This window comes from Ketobacter sp. (assembly GCF_003671495.1).
GTDB lineage: Bacteria > Pseudomonadota > Gammaproteobacteria > Pseudomonadales > Ketobacteraceae > Ketobacter.
Map to the genome: position 1 here is coordinate 55,910 of NZ_RCHN01000046.1, position 16,995 is coordinate 72,904.

At 56.9% G+C, this 16,995-nt stretch carries 17 protein-coding genes; 5 read left to right on the plus strand and 12 right to left on the minus strand.

Annotated features, from left to right (window positions below; translation table 11 throughout):
• Positions 1 to 88: 88 nt before the first annotated feature.
• Positions 89 to 1,912, minus strand: a complete 1,824-nt coding sequence (locus D9N14_RS21615; protein ID WP_290583744.1) for an acyl-CoA dehydrogenase C-terminal domain-containing protein — start codon at positions 1,910 to 1,912, stop codon at positions 89 to 91.
• A 197-nt stretch (positions 1,913 to 2,109) separates the two neighbouring features.
• Here D9N14_RS21615 and D9N14_RS21620 point away from each other — a divergent pair, with 197 nt between their 5' ends.
• Positions 2,110 to 2,442, plus strand: coding sequence for a 4a-hydroxytetrahydrobiopterin dehydratase (locus D9N14_RS21620; RefSeq protein ID WP_290583746.1), 333 nt, complete (start codon positions 2,110 to 2,112; stop codon positions 2,440 to 2,442).
• Here D9N14_RS21620 and D9N14_RS21625 read toward each other — a convergent pair whose 3' ends face one another.
• The 9 genes from D9N14_RS21625 to sufB all read right to left on the minus strand — a co-directional run bounded on the left by D9N14_RS21625 (position 2,443) and on the right by sufB (position 12,188).
• A complete protein-coding gene (locus tag D9N14_RS21625; RefSeq protein WP_290583748.1) occupies positions 2,443 to 4,998 on the minus strand; it encodes an EAL domain-containing protein in 2,556 nt (851 codons plus the stop codon).
• Between the two features lie 307 nt (positions 4,999 to 5,305).
• Positions 5,306 to 5,851, minus strand: a complete 546-nt coding sequence (locus D9N14_RS21630) for a hypothetical protein (RefSeq protein WP_290583750.1) — start codon at positions 5,849 to 5,851, stop codon at positions 5,306 to 5,308.
• Positions 5,852 to 5,993: 142 nt separating this feature from the next.
• A complete protein-coding gene (locus tag D9N14_RS21635) occupies positions 5,994 to 6,428 on the minus strand; it encodes a SufE family protein (protein WP_290583752.1) in 435 nt (144 codons plus the stop codon).
• Between the two features lie 30 nt (positions 6,429 to 6,458).
• Entirely contained in the window at positions 6,459 to 7,016 is a 558-nt protein-coding gene (gene sufT, locus D9N14_RS21640; RefSeq protein ID WP_317622660.1) for a putative Fe-S cluster assembly protein SufT, read from the minus strand.
• Positions 7,013 to 7,372 (minus strand): HesB/IscA family protein, encoded by a 360-nt coding sequence (locus D9N14_RS21645; protein WP_290583754.1) that lies wholly within the window; start codon positions 7,370 to 7,372, stop codon positions 7,013 to 7,015. Before D9N14_RS21645 ends, sufT begins: the two co-directional genes overlap by 4 nt.
• A 51-nt stretch (positions 7,373 to 7,423) precedes the next feature.
• Complete coding sequence (locus D9N14_RS21650) at positions 7,424 to 8,647, minus strand: aminotransferase class V-fold PLP-dependent enzyme (protein WP_290583756.1); 1,224 nt, start codon at positions 8,645 to 8,647, stop codon at positions 7,424 to 7,426.
• A gap of 5 nt (positions 8,648 to 8,652) precedes the next feature.
• A complete protein-coding gene (gene sufD / locus D9N14_RS21655) occupies positions 8,653 to 9,981 on the minus strand; it encodes a Fe-S cluster assembly protein SufD (protein WP_290583758.1) in 1,329 nt (442 codons plus the stop codon).
• 12 nt (positions 9,982 to 9,993) lie between these two features.
• Entirely contained in the window at positions 9,994 to 10,731 is a 738-nt protein-coding gene (sufC, locus tag D9N14_RS21660; RefSeq protein WP_290584169.1) for a Fe-S cluster assembly ATPase SufC, read from the minus strand.
• Positions 10,732 to 10,748: 17 nt separating this feature from the next.
• Entirely contained in the window at positions 10,749 to 12,188 is a 1,440-nt protein-coding gene (gene sufB / locus D9N14_RS21665) for a Fe-S cluster assembly protein SufB (protein WP_290583760.1), read from the minus strand.
• 249 nt (positions 12,189 to 12,437) lie between these two features.
• Between sufB and D9N14_RS21670 the strand changes: the two genes are divergently transcribed.
• From D9N14_RS21670 to D9N14_RS21680, 3 genes are all read left to right on the plus strand, one after another.
• Positions 12,438 to 12,911, plus strand: coding sequence for an SUF system Fe-S cluster assembly regulator (locus D9N14_RS21670; RefSeq protein WP_290583762.1), 474 nt, complete (start codon positions 12,438 to 12,440; stop codon positions 12,909 to 12,911).
• Between the two features lie 101 nt (positions 12,912 to 13,012).
• Positions 13,013 to 13,765: a M48 family metallopeptidase gene (locus D9N14_RS21675; protein ID WP_290583763.1), complete on the plus strand. Its 753-nt coding sequence runs from the start codon at positions 13,013 to 13,015 to the stop codon at positions 13,763 to 13,765.
• A gap of 111 nt (positions 13,766 to 13,876) precedes the next feature.
• Entirely contained in the window at positions 13,877 to 15,100 is a 1,224-nt protein-coding gene (locus D9N14_RS21680; protein WP_290583765.1) for an alpha/beta hydrolase family protein, read from the plus strand.
• An 84-nt stretch (positions 15,101 to 15,184) separates the two neighbouring features.
• Here D9N14_RS21680 and D9N14_RS21685 read toward each other — a convergent pair whose 3' ends face one another.
• Complete coding sequence (locus D9N14_RS21685) at positions 15,185 to 15,316, minus strand: hypothetical protein (protein WP_290583767.1); 132 nt, start codon at positions 15,314 to 15,316, stop codon at positions 15,185 to 15,187.
• A gap of 141 nt (positions 15,317 to 15,457) precedes the next feature.
• Positions 15,458 to 15,763 (minus strand): hypothetical protein, encoded by a 306-nt coding sequence (locus D9N14_RS21690; RefSeq protein WP_290583769.1) that lies wholly within the window; start codon positions 15,761 to 15,763, stop codon positions 15,458 to 15,460.
• Positions 15,764 to 16,028: 265 nt separating this feature from the next.
• On the opposite strand from D9N14_RS21690, the gene D9N14_RS21695 reads away from it, so the two are divergent.
• Positions 16,029 to 16,496, plus strand: coding sequence for a YfiR family protein (locus D9N14_RS21695; RefSeq protein ID WP_290583771.1), 468 nt, complete (start codon positions 16,029 to 16,031; stop codon positions 16,494 to 16,496).
• The last annotated feature ends 499 nt before the right edge of the window (positions 16,497 to 16,995 follow it).

Sequence of the window (16,995 nt, forward strand, 5' to 3'; positions counted from 1 at the left end):
GGGTGGTTACAAAAATTAACACAAATGGATAAAAAAAGGCCCTCCGTGGGGAGGGCCATAGGTAACCCAGTGCGAGGTGGGTTGAAAATCAATCCAGGAAAGAGAAATTCTCCTCTTTCATTTTCATCAGGGACTTGGGCGACGCCATCATGCACTCGGCATGAGCCTTGGCCCGCGGCAACAATCGCTCGAAATAGAATTCCGCCGTCTGGATTTTGGCTTTATAAAACTCGGGGTTATCGGTACCGGCCGCCAGTTTTTCGTAAGCGGCCTGGGCCATCATCGCCCACATGAACGCCATGCTGACGTAGCCGGAATACATCAGGTAATCCACCGAGGCGGCGCCCACGGCATCGAAATTCTTGCGCGCACGCATGGCCAGCCGCACGCTGTACTGCTGCCAGTTGGTGGTGTACTTGAACAGGGGCCAGATGAACCGATTCATCTCTTTCTTGTGCGGATTGTTGGAGATGAGCCCGTTATCCTTGCAGAATTTCAACACTTCCAGAGTGAAGGTCTTCAGGGTTTTCATTTTTCCCAACAGCACTTTGCGACCCAGTAAGTCAAGTGCCTGAATTCCGGTGGTACCTTCGTACAAGGTGGCAATGCGGGTATCCCGGACAATCTGCTCCATGCCCCATTCCTTGATGTAACCGTGGCCGCCGTATACCTGCATACCCAGGTTGGCCGCTTCACAGCCGGTCTCCGTGAGGAAGGCTTTGAGGATGGGTGTCAGAAAGCCCAATTGATCGTCGGCTTCGGCACGGGCTTCTTCGGTTTCGCCAAACAACATGAAGTCGGCGTATTTGGCGGCGTAGTACACCATGGCGCGACCACCTTCGGCGAAGGCTTTCTGGGTCAGCAGCATGCGGCGTACATCGGCGTGGCAGATGATCGGGTCGGCCACTTTGTCCGGATGTTTTTTGCCGCTCAGGGCGCGCATGGAGAGGCGGTCCTTGGCATAGGGCAGGGCGCCCTGGTAGGACAGCTCCGCCGCGCCGAGACCCTGCAGGGAGGTGCCCACCCGGGCCGAGTTCATGAAGGTGAACATGCACTCCAGGCCTTTGTTGGCAGGGCCGATCAGATAGCCTTCTGCGCCTTCGAAGTTGAGCACGCAGGTGGCAGAGGCGCGAATCCCCATTTTATGCTCGATGGAACCACACACCACGTTGTTGAACTCACCCAGGTTGCCGGCCGGGTCGCATTTCATTTTGGGCACGATGAAAAGCGAGATGCCCTTGGTGCCTTCCGGAGCGTCTGGCAGGCGCGCCAGCACGATATGGATGATGTTCTCCGCCATGTCGTGATCGCCGGAGGAAATAAAGATCTTGGTGCCGGTGATGGCGTAGCTGCCGTCGGCGTTGGGCGCGGCTTTGGTTTTCAGCTGGCCCAGGTCGGTACCGCAGTGCGGTTCGGTCAGGCACATGGTGCCGGTCCAGGTGCCCTCACACATCTTGGGCAGGAAATGGTGTTTCTGTTCTTCCGTGCCGTGCAGGTAGATGGTGTTCATGGCACCCAGGCTCAGGCCGGGGTACATGCCCCAGGACCAGTTGCTGGTGCCGATCATTTCGGACTTCATAATGCTGAGGGACAGGGGCATGCCCTGGCCGCCAAACTCTTCCGGGTGGGACAGGCCCTGCCAACCGCCCTGGCAATACTGCTCATAGGCTTCCTTGAAGCCTTTGGGGGTGGTGACTTTACCGTCCTCGAAGTGGCAGCCTTCCTCATCGCCGCTTTGGTTAAGGGGGGACAACACCTGCTCACAGAATTTGGCGCATTCGTTCAGAATGGCGTCCACCATGTCCGGAGTGGCGTTTTCGGCGCAGGGCAGTTTGCTGTAATGCTTTGGGTAATTCAGAACATCGTTCATCACGAAGTTCATATCACGTAAGGGCGCTTTATACTGAGGCATCGCACTGTATCCTGTGTGGGTTCCTAACCAAAGGTGGTGTCAGGTGCGCAAGTGTGCACCAAGGGCCGGGTGCCGCCATTGGCAGCTTTTAAGACTGTCTATGTCAGAATGGCCAACAGCCGTTTTAATGGGTTCATAATCAGTATAGATGGCCGCTGGGCCCGGTAAGCATGTGTTCGATCAGGTGAGGAAATGTTATGGATTTGAAAACCGAAGTCTGTGAGGCCTGCGGGCCAGGGGCGCGCCCGGCGACGGCGGCAGAGGCCAGGGAGTGGATGGCGCAGCTGCCCCAGTGGCAGCAGGTGGTGGAAAACGGGATGCCGAAACTGCAGCGGGTGTTCCGCTTTGCGGATTTTGCCCAGGCGTTGGCATTCACCAACCGGGTAGGGGCGCTGGCTGAACAATTCGACCACCATCCGGCCCTGCTGACGGAATGGGGTCAGGTGACGGTAAGCTGGTGGACCCACAGCCTGGGTGGCCTGCACCGCAACGATTTCATCCTGGCCGCCCGCACCGACGACCTGGTGTGATCACAGCCCCTTGATGTTGAGCGCCGGTTTGGGCTCCGTCTGATAGTTGGCCAGCCAGGTGAAGAAATCCGCTGCCGGCATGGGACGTGCGATGTGGTAACCCTGGGCCAGGTCGCATCCCATCTCTTTCAGTTTGTCCAGGGTGGCGGCATCTTCAATGCCCTCGGCCACCACGTCCAGGCTCAGGTTGTGGCCCATGGTAAGGGTGGTGTGCACAATGACCTGGTCGTCGTTGTTCTTGGCCATCTCCATCACAAAGCTGCGGTCGATTTTGATCTCGTTCACCGGCAGCTTTTTCAGGTACGACAGTGAGGAGTAACCGGTCCCGAAATCATCAATGGAGAGGCGAATTCCTGCGGCGCTCAGTTCACCCATTACCCGCAGTGCATCGTCCGGGTTGTGCATCACCGCGGTCTCGGTGAGTTCCATGATGACTTTTTCCAGGCTGATGTTGGTCTCTTGAGCAATCTGGCAGACCTGATCCTTGAAGTGTGGGTCCTGCAGGTTACGTGCGGAGATGTTGATGGACAGGCTGATGTCGAAGCCCTGGGCAGACAGTGCCTGTTTGAACTCAAAGGCTTTGCGGCAGATCCAGTAGGTGAGGGGTTGGATCACGCCGGTGCGCTCTGCCAGGGGAATGAATTCATCTGGCGGAATAAAGCCGTATTCCGGATGAATCCAGCGGATCAGCACCTCTGCGCCGGAAACCTGCAGCGTATCCAAGGCAATCTGGGGTTGGAAATACAGTTGCAGACCATCCTGCTCAATGGCGTTGCGCAGTTCACCCAAGAGGGAAATACGCCGCTGGTTATAGGGGTCGATCTCCGGCGAATAGACCGCAAATTTTTCATTGGTGCTGCCGGCGGCTTCCAGGGCAATGTGGGCGTTACGCAGCAGGTTTTCACTGCTGTTGCCGTGGGCCGGGTGAAAGGCAATGCCGGCGGTGGCATCCACATCCAGGGTCAGGCCCTGATACTCGAACGGTTTTTCCATGTCGCGCAGCAGGTTCCACACCACCTTGTGCATCAGGTTGGGGTCCAGCTCCCGCACCAGCAGCGCGAAGCTGACGCCCTCCACATTGGCCACGTAATGCAGGCGGGTCTCGCTGTCCTCAATGGGGACGATGTGGTTGATGTGTTGGCTCAGGGAATTCAGGCGTTCGGTAAGGATGGCCAGAATGGCATCGCCGTTGCTGTGTCCCAGGGTTTTGTTGAATTCGTGGAAGTTGTTGATGCTCAGCAATACCACCGAGAAGCCGGGCTTGCTCTCCTCCTGCAGCAACAGATCCAGGGTACTGCGCAACAGGGTGCGGTTAGGGAGCCCGGTGGTGCGACTGTGCAGGGCCCGGTGAATCAGGCGATCTTCGGCCTCTTTCAGGCGCACCACCGCTTTGTGCTGCTCCTGCAGTGCGGAGTACTTGGCTTTGCGTTCGTAATTGATGCGGTCTGCCAAACCCAGTGACAGCAGCAGCATCTCGGCAGCCGATCCCGCCAGCACGGCGTTGTTGGTGAAGGCATTGGAAGGCAGCAGACCCAACAACACCAGGGTGAACATGACAATACCCACAATCAGCAGGGCCCAGGCAATGAGGAAAAAGGCCGCCGGGCGGGAGCCCTTCCACCAGCAGTAAAACACCAGTCCGGGCACGATGATGCTGATCACCGTGATGTAGGTGGAGACCTGGGCACTGAGAAAATAATCGGTGCCGAGACGCAGCAGGGCCAGGCCCAGCCCAATCAAGGCGAGCAGGTTCAGGCCACTGTTGATGGCGCGACCGTACTGCTCGGTTTTAATGAAGTGTTTGACGAACATCAGTCCACTGACGGCGGCCATGCAGGCAGCAATCTGGGTAATGTATTCGTTGACGCCCGGCGCGTTGTACCACACCAGCAAAAAGCCGAAGCCGGTAAAGGTCTGGAACGTGAGGAAAGAAAACCCGATGTAGGTGATGTAATAAAAATAGGCCCGATTACCCACCGAGAAAAACAGGAACAGGTTGTAGGCCATCATCGCGATCAGTACGCCGAAGAACAAACCGAAAACATGGTTGTGGACCAGTTCGCGATAGACAAATCGTAAAGGCTGGGACAACTTCAATGGCAACTGGACGTTGCCACCGGCCCGCTTGGTATTGATGAATACATCATACACCTGCCCGGGTTCGAAGGTGAGCGGCTGGGCAAAGAACCGGTGTGGCAAGCGACGCTCCGACATGGGAATGGAATAGCCGATGCCGTATTGTTGGAGCAGTTCTCCACCATGGGTCACAAAAATATCAAAGCGTTGCAGCAGCGGGAATTCGGACTCCAGAATCCAGGTTTGATCACTGTCGATACCCGCTTCCAATGCGACCTGGAAGTGTACCCAGATGGAGCTGTCGGTGTGGCCGAGATTGATCACGTCCTGATTTGAGGGCGAGAACAACAGCGTGCTGCGATTTGTTGTAATTTCGTTAATGGTCAGCCGATCGCCCTGGTCTTCGAACATTTCGATATGCTGACGGGTCAGATGGATTTCTTCCGTCTGTTGCCCGAGGGTGATGGTCTCCAAAGCCAACGCGACACTGCTGCAGCAGACCAGGCAGAGAACGAGCAGCGTCCTAATCAGGTTATGGCTTTGAATTGCAAACAAAATTCTTTATCCGCAGTGCTAGGTGATGGTACGTGGTCTGTGTGTGTGGCAACCGCGTGGCCAGCATGCCGGGAATTAAAGCCTGTGCCGAAACGGAGCCCAAGCTTCAGTATAGTTCAAACTTGGCAGCTGACAGGGGGCAGAAAAGACGGGAAATCGGGGTGGGCGGTGAGAGCGTCAGGTTCCTGACGCTCTCACTAAGTTTAAGAAAACCTTGTCAAAATTCCAGGGTTTACTCCCCGGGGTCCATGATACTGTTGAGCAACGCCTGGTTACGCTTCACCGCCTTTTTATCGGCCTCCGGCGCTGCGGATGCGGCTTGCATGGCTTTGCCGCTTTCCGCCAGCATTTGCTCCATCATGGCCTTCTGTTCCGGCGGTACCATGCCACTGTTCATCATGGCCTGCATTTGTTGCAGTTGCTGTTTCATTTCCGCTTCCTGGCCGTCCATTTCGTTGGCGACGTAAGCCAGCATGATGCGATCGCCGGTGTCAGACCATTTCGTGGGGTCGGAATAGCCGTTGTCGTCCAGCACATCCACCAGCGTGTCATAGTACTTGCTCTTTTTGGAGTGCTCCATCATCTGGCTGAAAATACGGGAGTACTCATTGGGCTCGGCTTTGTTGTCCAGCTCTTCTTCAATGTTGGCGCTTTCCGCCCAGTTGATGATGGCCTGATAGGCTTTCACCCATTTCTGGATTTCAGCATCGGTGAGATCCTGGGCCTGGGCCAGGCTGGCAATAAACAGAAAAACGATGGCGCTCAGTGTTTGACGCATGGAATGTATCCTTACCGTGAGGGGGGTAATGGTTGGCAATGCAGTCAGGATTATGAGGCCGGTGGCGGGCTCAGAAAAGTAATTCTTTCACGAAAACGATAGGGCATTCACGAAAACGATAGGGCGCTGTGAGGGTGCGCTGCTATGCTCGGGCCTGGGCGGCCGCCCGTATTTTTCCGACCATGGATTTCAGACCGTTGCCTCGGGTCGGGCTCAAATGCTGGATCAGCTGGGTCTTGCCGAAGTAATCGTCCACATCGAATGCCAGGATGGCCTGGGGCGTCCGCTGATTGAATGCCGCCATCACCATGGCCGCCAGCCCCCGTACGATGTGGGCGTCGCTGTCTACCAGAAAGCTGAGCGTGTTGTCCTCCGCATTGTGGTGGGCGCTGATCCAGACCTGGCTCTGGCAACCATGGACAAAGTTGGCGTCGGTTTTCTGTTCCTCCGGCATGGCTGGCAACTTTTTGCCTAAGTCAATAATGTAACGGTAGCGGTCTTCCCAATCATCGAAGAACGCCAGATCCTCCAGAATATCGTCACTGGTGATGGTCTTGCCGAAAGGGTTGTCGCTCATGCCGTTGCCTTGAAATCGTTGCCTTGGAAATTAAAAAATGCCCAGCTCCAGCTGCGCTTCTTCGGATATTTTATCCCGCGACCAGGGTGGATCGAACACAATGGCCACATCCACTTCGTCCACATTGGGCACTTTCTTCAGCCGGTAGCGCACGTCATCCGCGAGCACCTGGCCCATACCGCAGGTGGGGGAGGTCAGGGTCATGGTGACGGTCACCACATCGTGATCGGGGGAACGCTCGCTGATCTGCACGTCGTAGACCAGGCCCAGGTCCACAATGTTCACCGGTATTTCCGGGTCGTAAATGGTGCGCAGAGTGGCCCACACATGCTCCGACAGCGGGGCGCCGTCGTCCACCTCACCAAAGTCCAGTTCTTCCACTTCCAGTCCCAGGGCATCGGCGTCGGTGCCGTCCACCCGGGCCAGGTTGCCTTTGAAACTGATGGTGTAGTTGCCGCCGCGGGCCTGGGTGATGGTGACAAAGGCATTTTTCGGCAGCGTGATGGGGGTGCCGGAAGGCACTGCCCGTGCCGGGCAATCCCGCAACACCGGCACCATCCGTTGTTCGGCGCTGGACTGCATCATCATTTGGTCACCGAGAAGCTTTCGCCGCAACCGCACTCCGAGGTGGCATTAGGGTTGCGGAACTGCAGGATGGCATTCAATCCCTGTTTGACGTAGTCCAGCTCGGTGCCTTTGAGCACCGGCAGGCTGTCCTGATCCACATACAGGGTCAACTGGTCCGACGCCTGAATGGTGATGTCGTTGGGCTCGGGCGCTGCTACCAGTTCCATTTCATACATGTAACCGGAACAGCCGCTGGGTTTCACCGAGATGCGCACGGCATTGACGCCGTCTTTCCTGGCCACTTCAGCTGCCATATGTTGAATGGCAGACGGTGTCAGGGTGATGGATTGTTCGGGAATAAATGTTTGAACGCTCATGTTGCTCTCACTCTATTCCTGCAGGGCCTGCATAGGTTCCTGTAAAGGTGTTCATAACAAAAAAGTTTTCGATTTTTCCAGCGCGGCAAAAAAGCGATCCACCTCATCCAGAGTGTTGTAGAACGCAAAGGATGCCCGCACGGTGCCCGGAATGGCGAACTGATCCATGATGGGCATGGCACAATGGTGACCGGTGCGCACGGCTACGCCCTGTTGATCCAGCAGGGTGCCCAGGTCGTGCGGGTGGGCGCCTTCCAGCAGGAACGAAAACACCCCGGCTTTATGGGTGGCGCGACCGATCAGGTTGATAGCGGGGTCCGCGGCTGCCCGTTCCAGGGTGGCGTCCAGCAGGGCCTGTTCGTGGTTTGCCAGTTGTTGTCGATCGAACTGGTTCAGGTAGTCGATGGCCGCCGCCAGCCCGATGGCGCCACCGATGTTGGGGGTGCCGGCTTCAAACTTATAGGGCAGGGCGTTGAAGGTGGTGCCGTCGAAAGACACCTTTTCGATCATCTCGCCGCCTGCCTGGTAAGGCTGCATTTTCTCCAGCAGTTCGGCCTTGCCCCAGAGTACACCGATGCCGGTTGGTCCATACACCTTATGGCCGGAGAATGCGTAAAAATCACAACCCAGCTCCTGCACATCCACACTCCAGTGGGGCGTGGCCTGGGCACCGTCCAGCAGCACCAGCGCGCCGACGTTGTGGGCTTTTTCCACAATGGTCTGCACCGGGTTGATGGTGCCCAGCGCATTGGAAACATGGACCACAGACACCAGCTTGGTGTTTGCCGACAGCAGGGCGTCAAAGGCGTCCATATCCAGCTCGGCGTTCGCTGTGACGGGAATCACTTTCAGGTTGGCGCCGGTCTGCTGGGCCACCAGCTGCCAGGGCACAATGTTGGAATGGTGTTCCATGGCGGAAATCAGGATGTCATCGCCGGGCTTCAGGAACGCGCGGCCGTAGCTGTGGGCCACCAGGTTAATGCTCTCGGTGGTGCCTCGGGTCCAGATGATTTCGTTGCTGGATGGCGCATTGATAAAGCGCTGCACCGTTTCGCGGGCAGCTTCGAATTCCCGTGTGGCCAGATCGCTCAGGGTGTGTGCGCCGCGATGCACGTTGGAGTTGATAGTACTGTAATAACGCTGCAACGCATCCATCACTGCCTGGGGTTTTTGGGTGGTGGCGGCATTGTCCAGATACACTAACGGCTTACCCTTTACCTGCTGTTGCAGGATGGGAAAGTCGGCGCGAATGGCTTCAATGTCAAACGGGCGCATAGCGCTTACTCCAGGGTCCACAGATGGTTCAACTGGTCCACATCGTTGAAGAACTCCGCCAATCGCTGGCGGGCCAGTTCAATCACCGCCGTGTTGGGGAATTGCTCCACCATTTCGTTGACAAAGCCCAGGCACAGCATGGCTTCCGCCGTGGCGCGATCAATGCCGCGGGACTGAAAATAAAACAGGGATTTGTCATCCAGTTTACCGATGCTGGCGCCGTGGGAACACTTCACGTCGTCGGCGTAGATCTCCAGTTCCGGTTTGGTATCCAGCTCTGCCTGTTTCGACAACAGCAGGTTTTTGTTGTTGAGGTGTGCTTCGGTTTTCTGCGCATGCTTGTGAATATGGATGCGACCATTAAACACGGCGCGGCTGCTGTCGGTTATGAAACCTTTGTACACCGTGTCGCTGTTGCAATGGGGGACCCCATGCTCCAGGTTCAAGTGATTGTCGATGTGTTGTTTGTGTTTGCTGAGGAATACGCCATTCAGACGGCAGTAGGCGTTGCTGCCGTTGAAATTTATATTGATGTCGTTGCGCTTCAGGGCACTGCCGAAGGCCAACGCATGCTGCTCGTAATGACTGCCAGCGGCCAGTTTAACGTGCAGACCGTTCACCTGGCTCAGGCTTTCGTGTTCCACCTGCAGGCGCAGATGGGTCAGGCGTGCATTCGGTTGCAGGCTGATTTCGGTCATCTGGTTGTGGAAGACGTTGGTTTCACCCAGGCTGTCGTACTGTTCGATCAGTTCCAGGCTGGAGCCGGCCGCGCCGTACACCAGGACCCGGCTTTGGGCCAGGGCGGGTTGCGCTTCGCCGCTGCTCAGGTACACCAGCTGAATGGGCTGCTGCACTTTGAAATCGGTAGGTGCCTGGATCAGTACGCCGTCTTCAATGCAGCTGTAGTTGAGCGTGGCGAAGACATGCTGTTGCGGCTCAAACGCGGTACCCAGCTCGGCATTGATCAATTCCCGTTGCGCGTCGTTGGCGTTGCTGAACAGGGTCACAATGCCTTGATTTTCCAGATCGCTGTAACTGGACAGCCCCGGGTGCAGGTGGCCATTCACAAACACCAGGCGGCTGACGTCCCCCAGTTGCCCCAGGCGATCGGCCGCCGCTGATTCGTCCACCTGGCCGGCGGCGGTATGGGCGAAGTAGGGGGTGTTCAGGAGCGCGGTCAGCGGGGTGTACTTCCAGGCTTCCGTCTTGCGGGTGGGCATGTCCAGTGCGGCGAACGTGGCCTGCGCTTTCTGCGGCAGGCTGAGCCAGTCCAGCGAGGCCTGTTGTGCCAGCTGCTGTTGCGCCTGTTGTTTCAAATCGTGGGGTGTCATCATCATCAACTGCCGTTATTGAATCCAGCTATACCCTTTTTCTTCCAGCTCCAATGCCAGTTCGCGACCACCGGATTTGACGATCTTGCCCCCGGCCAGCACGTGCACATAGTCCGGCACGATATAGTTCAAAAGGCGCTGGTAGTGGGTCACTACAATGAAGCTGCGCTCCGGGTTGCGCAGGGCGTTGACCCCTTCGGCTGCCACTTGCAGGGCGTCGATGTCCAGCCCGGAATCGGTTTCGTCCAGCAGGGCCAGACTCGGCTCCAACAGGGCCATCTGCAGAATCTCGTTACGTTTCTTTTCGCCACCGGAGAAGCCTTCATTCACGCCGCGCTTCAAAAATTCCGGTTTCAGCTTCAATTCCTTGCAGTGTTCCCGTGCCAGTTTCATGAAGGAGGGCGCATCCAGCTCCTCCTGGCCGCGATGTTTACGCACGGCGTCCACCGAGGCTTTCAAAAACTGCATGTTGCTGACGCCGGGAATCTCCACCGGATACTGAAAGGCCAGAAACACTCCTTCCCGGGCCCGTTCTTCCGGTTCCAGTTCAAACAGGTCCTGGCCTTTGAAGCGGACGCTGCCGCTCACCACTTCGTAGTCGTCACGCCCCGCCAACACGTTGGCCAGGGTGCTTTTACCGGAACCGTTGGGGCCCATGATGGCGTGCACTTCGCCGGGATTCACCGTCAGGGAAATACCGTTGAGGATGGTCTTGCCATCCACTTCCGCCACCAGGTCTTTGACTTCCAACAAGGGTGTTTTACTCATGATTAACCTACTGCCCCTTCCAAACTCACTTCCAACAGCTTGCCGGCTTCCACCGCAAATTCCATTGGCAACTCTTTGAATACTTCTTTACAGAAACCGTTCACGATCATGGACACGGCTTTCTCTTCGTCGATGCCGCGCTGGCGGCAGAGGAACAACTGGTCGTCGCTCACCTTGGAGGTGGTGGCCTCGTGCTCCAGAATGGCATCGGGGTTTTTGTTCTCAATATAGGGGAAGGTGTGGGCGCCACACTGATCCCCGATCAGTAACGAATCGCATTGGGTGTAGTTACGTGCCCCTTCCGCCCGTGGGGAGATGCGCACCAGGCCGCGGTAGGCATTCTGGCTGCGACCGGCAGAAATACCTTTCGACACAATGGTGCTCTTGGTGTTCTTGCCCAGGTGAATCATCTTGGTGCCGGTGTCCGCCTGCTGGTAACCGTTGGTGAGCGCCACCGAATAGAATTCACCGATGCTGTTGTCGCCGCGCAGAATCACACTGGGGTATTTCCAGGTGATGGCGGAACCGGTTTCCACCTGGGTCCAGGAGATTTTACTGTTGGCGCCATCGCACACGCCGCGCTTGGTGACAAAGTTATAGATGCCACCTTTGCCGTTTTCGTCCCCGGGGTACCAGTTCTGCACCGTGGAGTATTTGATTTCGGCGTCGCCCAGGGCCACCAGCTCCACCACAGCGGCGTGCAACTGGTTTTCATCCCGCATGGGGGCGGTGCAGCCTTCCAGGTAGGAGACATAGCTGCCTTCATCCGCCACAATCAAGGTACGCTCGAACTGCCCGGTGTTCAGCTCGTTGATGCGGAAGTAAGTGGACAGCTCCATGGGGCAGCGGGTGTTCTTGGGGATGTAGACAAAGGAGCCATCACTGAACACCGCAGAGTTCAGCGCCGCGTAAAAGTTGTCTTGTTGCGGCACCACGCTGCCCAGGTATTTCTGGATCAGGTCCGGATAATCTTTGATTGCCTCAGAGATGGAGCAGAAAATGACGCCCGCTTTGGCCAGCTCATCTTTATAGGTGGTGCCGATGGACACACTGTCGAATACGGCGTCCACGGCCACGCCAGCCAGCTTGGCCCGCTCGTGCAGGGGGATGCCCAGTTTCTCGAAGGTTTCCAGGATTTCCGGGTCCACTTCGTCCAGACTTTTCGGCGCATCGTCCTTGGACTTGGGGGAGGAATAGTAGCTGATGGCGTTGAAGTCCACCGGTGGGTGCTGCAGGTGAGCCCATTGAGGAGCCTCCATGTCACACCATTTGCGGTAGGCTTCCAGGCGCCACTGCAGCATCCACTCCGGTTCATTCTTTTTGGCGGAAATAATGCGGATCACGTCCTCATTGAGGCCGGGGGGCAGGGTTTCGGATTCGATGTTGGTGACGAATCCGGCTTCGTACTCACGACGGATTAACGATTCGATTTCGTCGCTCATGGCGTGTCTCCGCTTGTAACTGGGTGTACCGGGCACAGCATGCTGCGTGGGCAGGTGGGCCACGAGGTACAGATGCTTCCGGGCAGGTCACGATGGTCCGACCCGAACGGGCAGTCGGTGATTTCAAGTCTGTCTAAATGGATCTCTCTACGGGAAAGCAGACTAAAATACTCGGCCTTGAAAATCAATACCAATTTGGTATTCTTTCGTGAAGCCTCACTGCCGGAGCCCCCGTCGGGCGCGCATTGTATGTTACGCATCAGCAAAATGACAGATTACGCCTTGGTGATCATGAACCGGCTGGCCAAGTCGCCGGCCCAGCAATTGCGTATGGAGGAGTTGGCGGAAGCCACTCGCCTGGGTCTGCCCACCGTGCGTAAACTGATGCGCCAATTGGTGGCGGCCGGGTTGGTGCGTTCCGAGCGGGGTGCCAAAGGCGGCTACCAGCTGGCGCGTCTGCCCCAGATGATCAGCATTGCCCAGGTGGTGTCTGCGGTGGAAGGCCCCCTGGCCATCACCGAGTGCTGTGACGATGATGGCGGTTGCGAGCTGTCATCCGGTTGCGAAGTGGCCTATCACATGCCCACCATCAATGAGCTGATCGCCCAGATCCTCAACAATATCTCGCTTACGGATATGGTGGGGCTGGGTGCCGGCGTGCATCATAACGTTCAGACCATCCTCTCCCGCCTGACCGCACGGGACACGCACTCTCCCCTGTGAGCGTTTGCACTGGGTAAGAGTTTGCATTGGGTAAGTGCTTGCATTGTATGGACTTCTTCTTAGACTATCTGCTTTCCTCCGAACTCTGACAGAGAACCCCTATGAAACGAATCACCCCTATTGTGACCCTGGCGGCCCTGTTGACGGTGGCCGGTTGTACCACCGAAGGCGGCTTCGACACCAACAAGGCCATGGCGGTGGGCATGGGTGTTGCCCAGGCGGTCACCCTGAATGAAGAGAGCGTCAAGCACACTGCCAGCCTGGCGGCCAAGGAAATGGATGGCAAGAATCAGGTGGCGCCTGCCAGCAGTGCCTATGCCCAGCGCCTGGCCGGAATCACCTCCGGGTTGCAGAACTACAAGGGGCTGAAGTTCGACTTCAAGGTGTATCTGGCCCCGGAGGTCAACGCGTTTGCCATGGCCGACGGCACCGTGCGGGTTTATTCCGGGTTGATGGACGCCATGCCGGATGACCAGGTGCTGGCCGTCATTGGCCATGAAATCGGCCATGTTTATCACAAGCACAGCTATGCCCAGATGCAGCAGAAGATCCTGACGGATTCCGCCATGCAGGCGGCCGTGTCGGTGGGTGGCATGGTGGGGGAACTCACCCAGGGGCAACTGGGGCAGTTGGCTTATGTGGCAGTGAATGCCCAGTTCTCCCAGCAGGATGAGCTGGAGTCCGATGAGTTTGCCGTGAAGATGCTGCACAGCCTGGGCAAAGACCCCTATGCGATGAAGCGGGCGATCGCCACCTTGCAGGCCAAATACGGTTCAGACAGCAGCTTCCTGAGCTCCCACCCTTCCAACAAGGAGCGTATTCAGCGCATTCAAAAGGCCATTGACCGGCTCTGATTGAGCGGCACAGGTACGCGCACCGAACCCGGCACAAACCCCGGCACAACCCACTGAGCCATCTATACTTTTTGAAGATTGTTCAGATATCAGGGTCGCGAGGAGTGTGCTATGTCATCTGCCTATCAAACGGTTTCCCGGGTGGCCAACGAAACTTACGGCCATTCGCGGAGGATCATGCCCGAGCAGCCCTGGTGGGATAACCTGGAGTCCAGCTTTCACAAGTTCCCGGATGACTTTGAGCTGGATTTACCCACCCAATTGGTGGTGGATGGTACGGCGGGCATGGACCTGGCGGTGCGCACGGCGGTGGCCTCCCTGGTGTCGGTGCTGGCGCTGCCGTTATCCTCCAATCCCCTGCGCCTGCTGCGGGACATTGAAGACGGAGCGTTTTATCGTGAACTGGCCTCCAGCCACCGGGCTGAACGGTTTTTCCACCGACCGCAACAGCAGGTGGCGGTGCGGGAGCGCAAACCCGGCTGGGTGCATTTTCGACCGCCGGATGGCCAATGCCGGGAGTTGGTGTTCCAGAGCCCCTTTGAGCCGCTGAACCCCCGCCTGCGGCAGCGTTACCTGAAAAACCGGCGCAATCGGCAGGCAGTGGCACAGTACTGGACTCACAATCGGGGGCCCCGCCCCACCATCTGCGTGGTGCATGGCTTTATGGCGGACCCTTACTGGGTCAACAGCCTGTTCCTGGGCTTGCCCTGGTTTTACAAGCTGGGCTACGACATCCTGCTCTATACCCTGCCGTTTCATGGGGATCGCCAGGGCCTGTGGTCCCCGTTCAGTGGTCACGGCTATTTCGCCCACGGTCTGTCGCACATCAATGAGACCATTGCCCATTCGATTTATGACTTCCGCCTGTTCCTGGACCACCTGGAGTCCCTGGGCGTACCACGCTTCGGCGTGACCGGTATCAGTCTGGGGGGGTATACCAGCGCGTTGCTGGCGGCAGTGGAGGACCGGCTCCAGTTCAGTATTCCCAATGTGCCGGTGGTGTCATTGTTTGACCTGATGCTGCAATGGTTCCCCGCCAGTGCGGTGATCAAGACCGGGTTGCGGCTGAGCGGTGTGTCGATCAAGGATGCCCGCCACATCATGGCGGTGCATTGTCCTCTCACCTATGAGCCGGTGATCCCCCGGGAGCGCCTCATGATCATCGGTGGCGCCGGTGATCGCTTTGCGCCACCGAAGCACGCCCGCTTGTTATGGGATCACTGGGATCGGCCTGATATCCACTGGTTTCCGGGAAACCACATTCTGCATCTGGACCAGGGCAAATACCTGAAAGACGTAGCGCGCTTTCTGCAGCGGATCGGGTTTGCGGAGTGATAACGAACAAGGCCACCTTGCTTCAGGGTGGCCTTGTCGAAAGGGAGTTTGTCAAACAGGTGGGTTGTTAGAAGGGTAGCACCGTCAGTGGGCTTTGGATTTGCCCTGGCGCTTCATCTTCAGGTCGTGCTGCCAGTAATAAATGACATAGCCGCCCACCGCTATGGTGCCTGCCACGGTGAGCAGGGCCGCGATCACAACATCATCGATATACATACAATAGTCCCTCATCGGTTTTATAGTTATTGGACTTAACAATCTAAACCAACGAGGCATGCAGTACACGCCTATGTGACGATAAAGTCTTTAGGGTTGCCCGATTAGATCAGGCGGTTGTAACAGCGGCTGTATTGGCGCTTAAATATACGAATTTACTTTGTTTTTTGCGACATACAAACGCTCAGCCACGGCCTTGGGCGTGCGGGCAATAAGTTCGTCCAGCTGACCGTCCAGCTCTTTGCGCAACTGCTCCAGGCGGCGTTTCTGCATTTTGTAGCGCAGCTCAAAGCGAGACACTTCCCCCAGCAGTCTTTCCTTTTCCGTCATGGCAATGGCGATCAGGTTATGCCGATTCACCTGGTCGGTGATGCCGTAGCGGCTCAGATAGTAGCCAGCGGTGTCCAGTTGCTTCAGGCCGAAGTTGGCAAGGGGTTCTAGATTCATGTTCGGATTGCCTCATTTACGCGGGAATGGCAGGAATTGGGTGCTAACCTTAACCGTGAAAATTAGAACCCTCCACCTAACTGTTTGAACGGCTGCTCAAAAGTGTTGTGGCTGTAAAAAAAAGCAAAGCGATTCATGCGCTTGCACACTATACTCTGAATATCCGAACAAGGAATCGAATAAGGGATGGTACTTGAAGGGGATTGTAAGCCCTGTTAAGGCAGGTCGAAGGCTGCTTTGGGGGGTCGTGCTAGGGATAGGGTTGATGAGCTCCATCCCGGGTTTTGCAGAGGAGGAGGCACGACTCAAGGCGGCATTCATCTACAACTTCACCAAATATGTCACCTGGCCTCAATATATTGAACAGGCCGGGGGAGCCCTGCATGTGTGCGTGTTGGGGGCCGATGCCTATTTTGATGAGCTGAACCAGTTGGCCGGCCGCGATGTGCGCAGTTTCAAACTGGAGATCAAGCAGCTCAAACTCTCCGATCCCGTCGACAGCTGTCAGGTGGTCTATACCTCCGGCGCCAGTGTCCGCAAATTCCTGCCCCAGACCGGGACTCTACCGATTCTGACCATCAGCGATGAACCCGGCTTTGTGGATGCCGGAGGCATGATCGGACTGGTGACGGAAGGCCGCCGGATTCGGTTTGACATCAACCTGGGCCGCGCCCGGGATGTGCAACTGCAGATCAGCTCCCGTCTGCTGCAGCTGGCGAGAAGGGTGGAGTAATCGTGTCGAGTATTCTGAGAGCCTTCTCCATCAAACAAAAACTGACCATGGTGATGCTGCTGACCATCTTTGCCGGTGTGGTGCTGATGGGTGTGTTCTTCATGGGATATGAGCGCATGCAGAGTCGGGAACAGCTGGTGCATGAGATCACGGTGATTACCAAGGTGTCCTATTCCCAGGTGGCGGCGGCGCTGGAATTTGAGGATCTGAATACCCTGCAGGAAAGTGCCAACAGCCTGGATTTTGATTACACCATCGATGTGGTGTGCATTTACGATGGCAACCTGAGCCTGCAGGCGCGTTCCTTCCCGGGCTCGGTCAGGGCGACCCCCTGCCCGGATAATCCCCATGCGGACGCCAGCGGTTTTGTCCAGGGCAAGTATCATCACATCGAAGATGTGTTTTCCGAGTCCGAGCGCATCGGTACCATCTTCATCAGCGCCAACATGGATTATGTGAACAGCCAGATCCAGCGCTATTTCTACATGATGCTGACCGC

Excerpts from the sequence above, each read along its gene's own strand:
- D9N14_RS21615 (WP_290583744.1), bottom strand. The coding sequence starts at position 1,912 with ATGCCTCAGTATAAAGCGCCCTTACGTGATATGAACTTCGTGATGAAC.
- D9N14_RS21620 (WP_290583746.1), top strand. The coding sequence starts at position 2,110 with ATGGATTTGAAAACCGAAGTCTGTGAGGCCTGCGGGCCAGGGGCGCGC.
- D9N14_RS21630 (WP_290583750.1), bottom strand. The coding sequence starts at position 5,851 with ATGCGTCAAACACTGAGCGCCATCGTTTTTCTGTTTATTGCCAGCCTG.
- D9N14_RS21635 (WP_290583752.1), bottom strand. The coding sequence starts at position 6,428 with ATGAGCGACAACCCTTTCGGCAAGACCATCACCAGTGACGATATTCTG.
- sufT (WP_317622660.1), bottom strand. The coding sequence starts at position 7,016 with ATGATGATGCAGTCCAGCGCCGAACAACGGATGGTGCCGGTGTTGCGG.
- D9N14_RS21645 (WP_290583754.1), bottom strand. The coding sequence starts at position 7,372 with ATGAGCGTTCAAACATTTATTCCCGAACAATCCATCACCCTGACACCG.
- D9N14_RS21650 (WP_290583756.1), bottom strand. The coding sequence starts at position 8,647 with ATGCGCCCGTTTGACATTGAAGCCATTCGCGCCGACTTTCCCATCCTG.
- sufD (WP_290583758.1), bottom strand. The coding sequence starts at position 9,981 with ATGATGACACCCCACGATTTGAAACAACAGGCGCAACAGCAGCTGGCA.
- sufB (WP_290583760.1), bottom strand. The coding sequence starts at position 12,188 with ATGAGCGACGAAATCGAATCGTTAATCCGTCGTGAGTACGAAGCCGGA.
- D9N14_RS21670 (WP_290583762.1), top strand. The coding sequence starts at position 12,438 with ATGTTACGCATCAGCAAAATGACAGATTACGCCTTGGTGATCATGAAC.
- D9N14_RS21675 (WP_290583763.1), top strand. The coding sequence starts at position 13,013 with ATGAAACGAATCACCCCTATTGTGACCCTGGCGGCCCTGTTGACGGTG.
- D9N14_RS21680 (WP_290583765.1), top strand. The coding sequence starts at position 13,877 with ATGTCATCTGCCTATCAAACGGTTTCCCGGGTGGCCAACGAAACTTAC.
- D9N14_RS21685 (WP_290583767.1), bottom strand. The coding sequence starts at position 15,316 with ATGTATATCGATGATGTTGTGATCGCGGCCCTGCTCACCGTGGCAGGC.
- D9N14_RS21690 (WP_290583769.1), bottom strand. The coding sequence starts at position 15,763 with ATGAATCTAGAACCCCTTGCCAACTTCGGCCTGAAGCAACTGGACACC.
- D9N14_RS21695 (WP_290583771.1), top strand. The coding sequence starts at position 16,029 with ATGAGCTCCATCCCGGGTTTTGCAGAGGAGGAGGCACGACTCAAGGCG.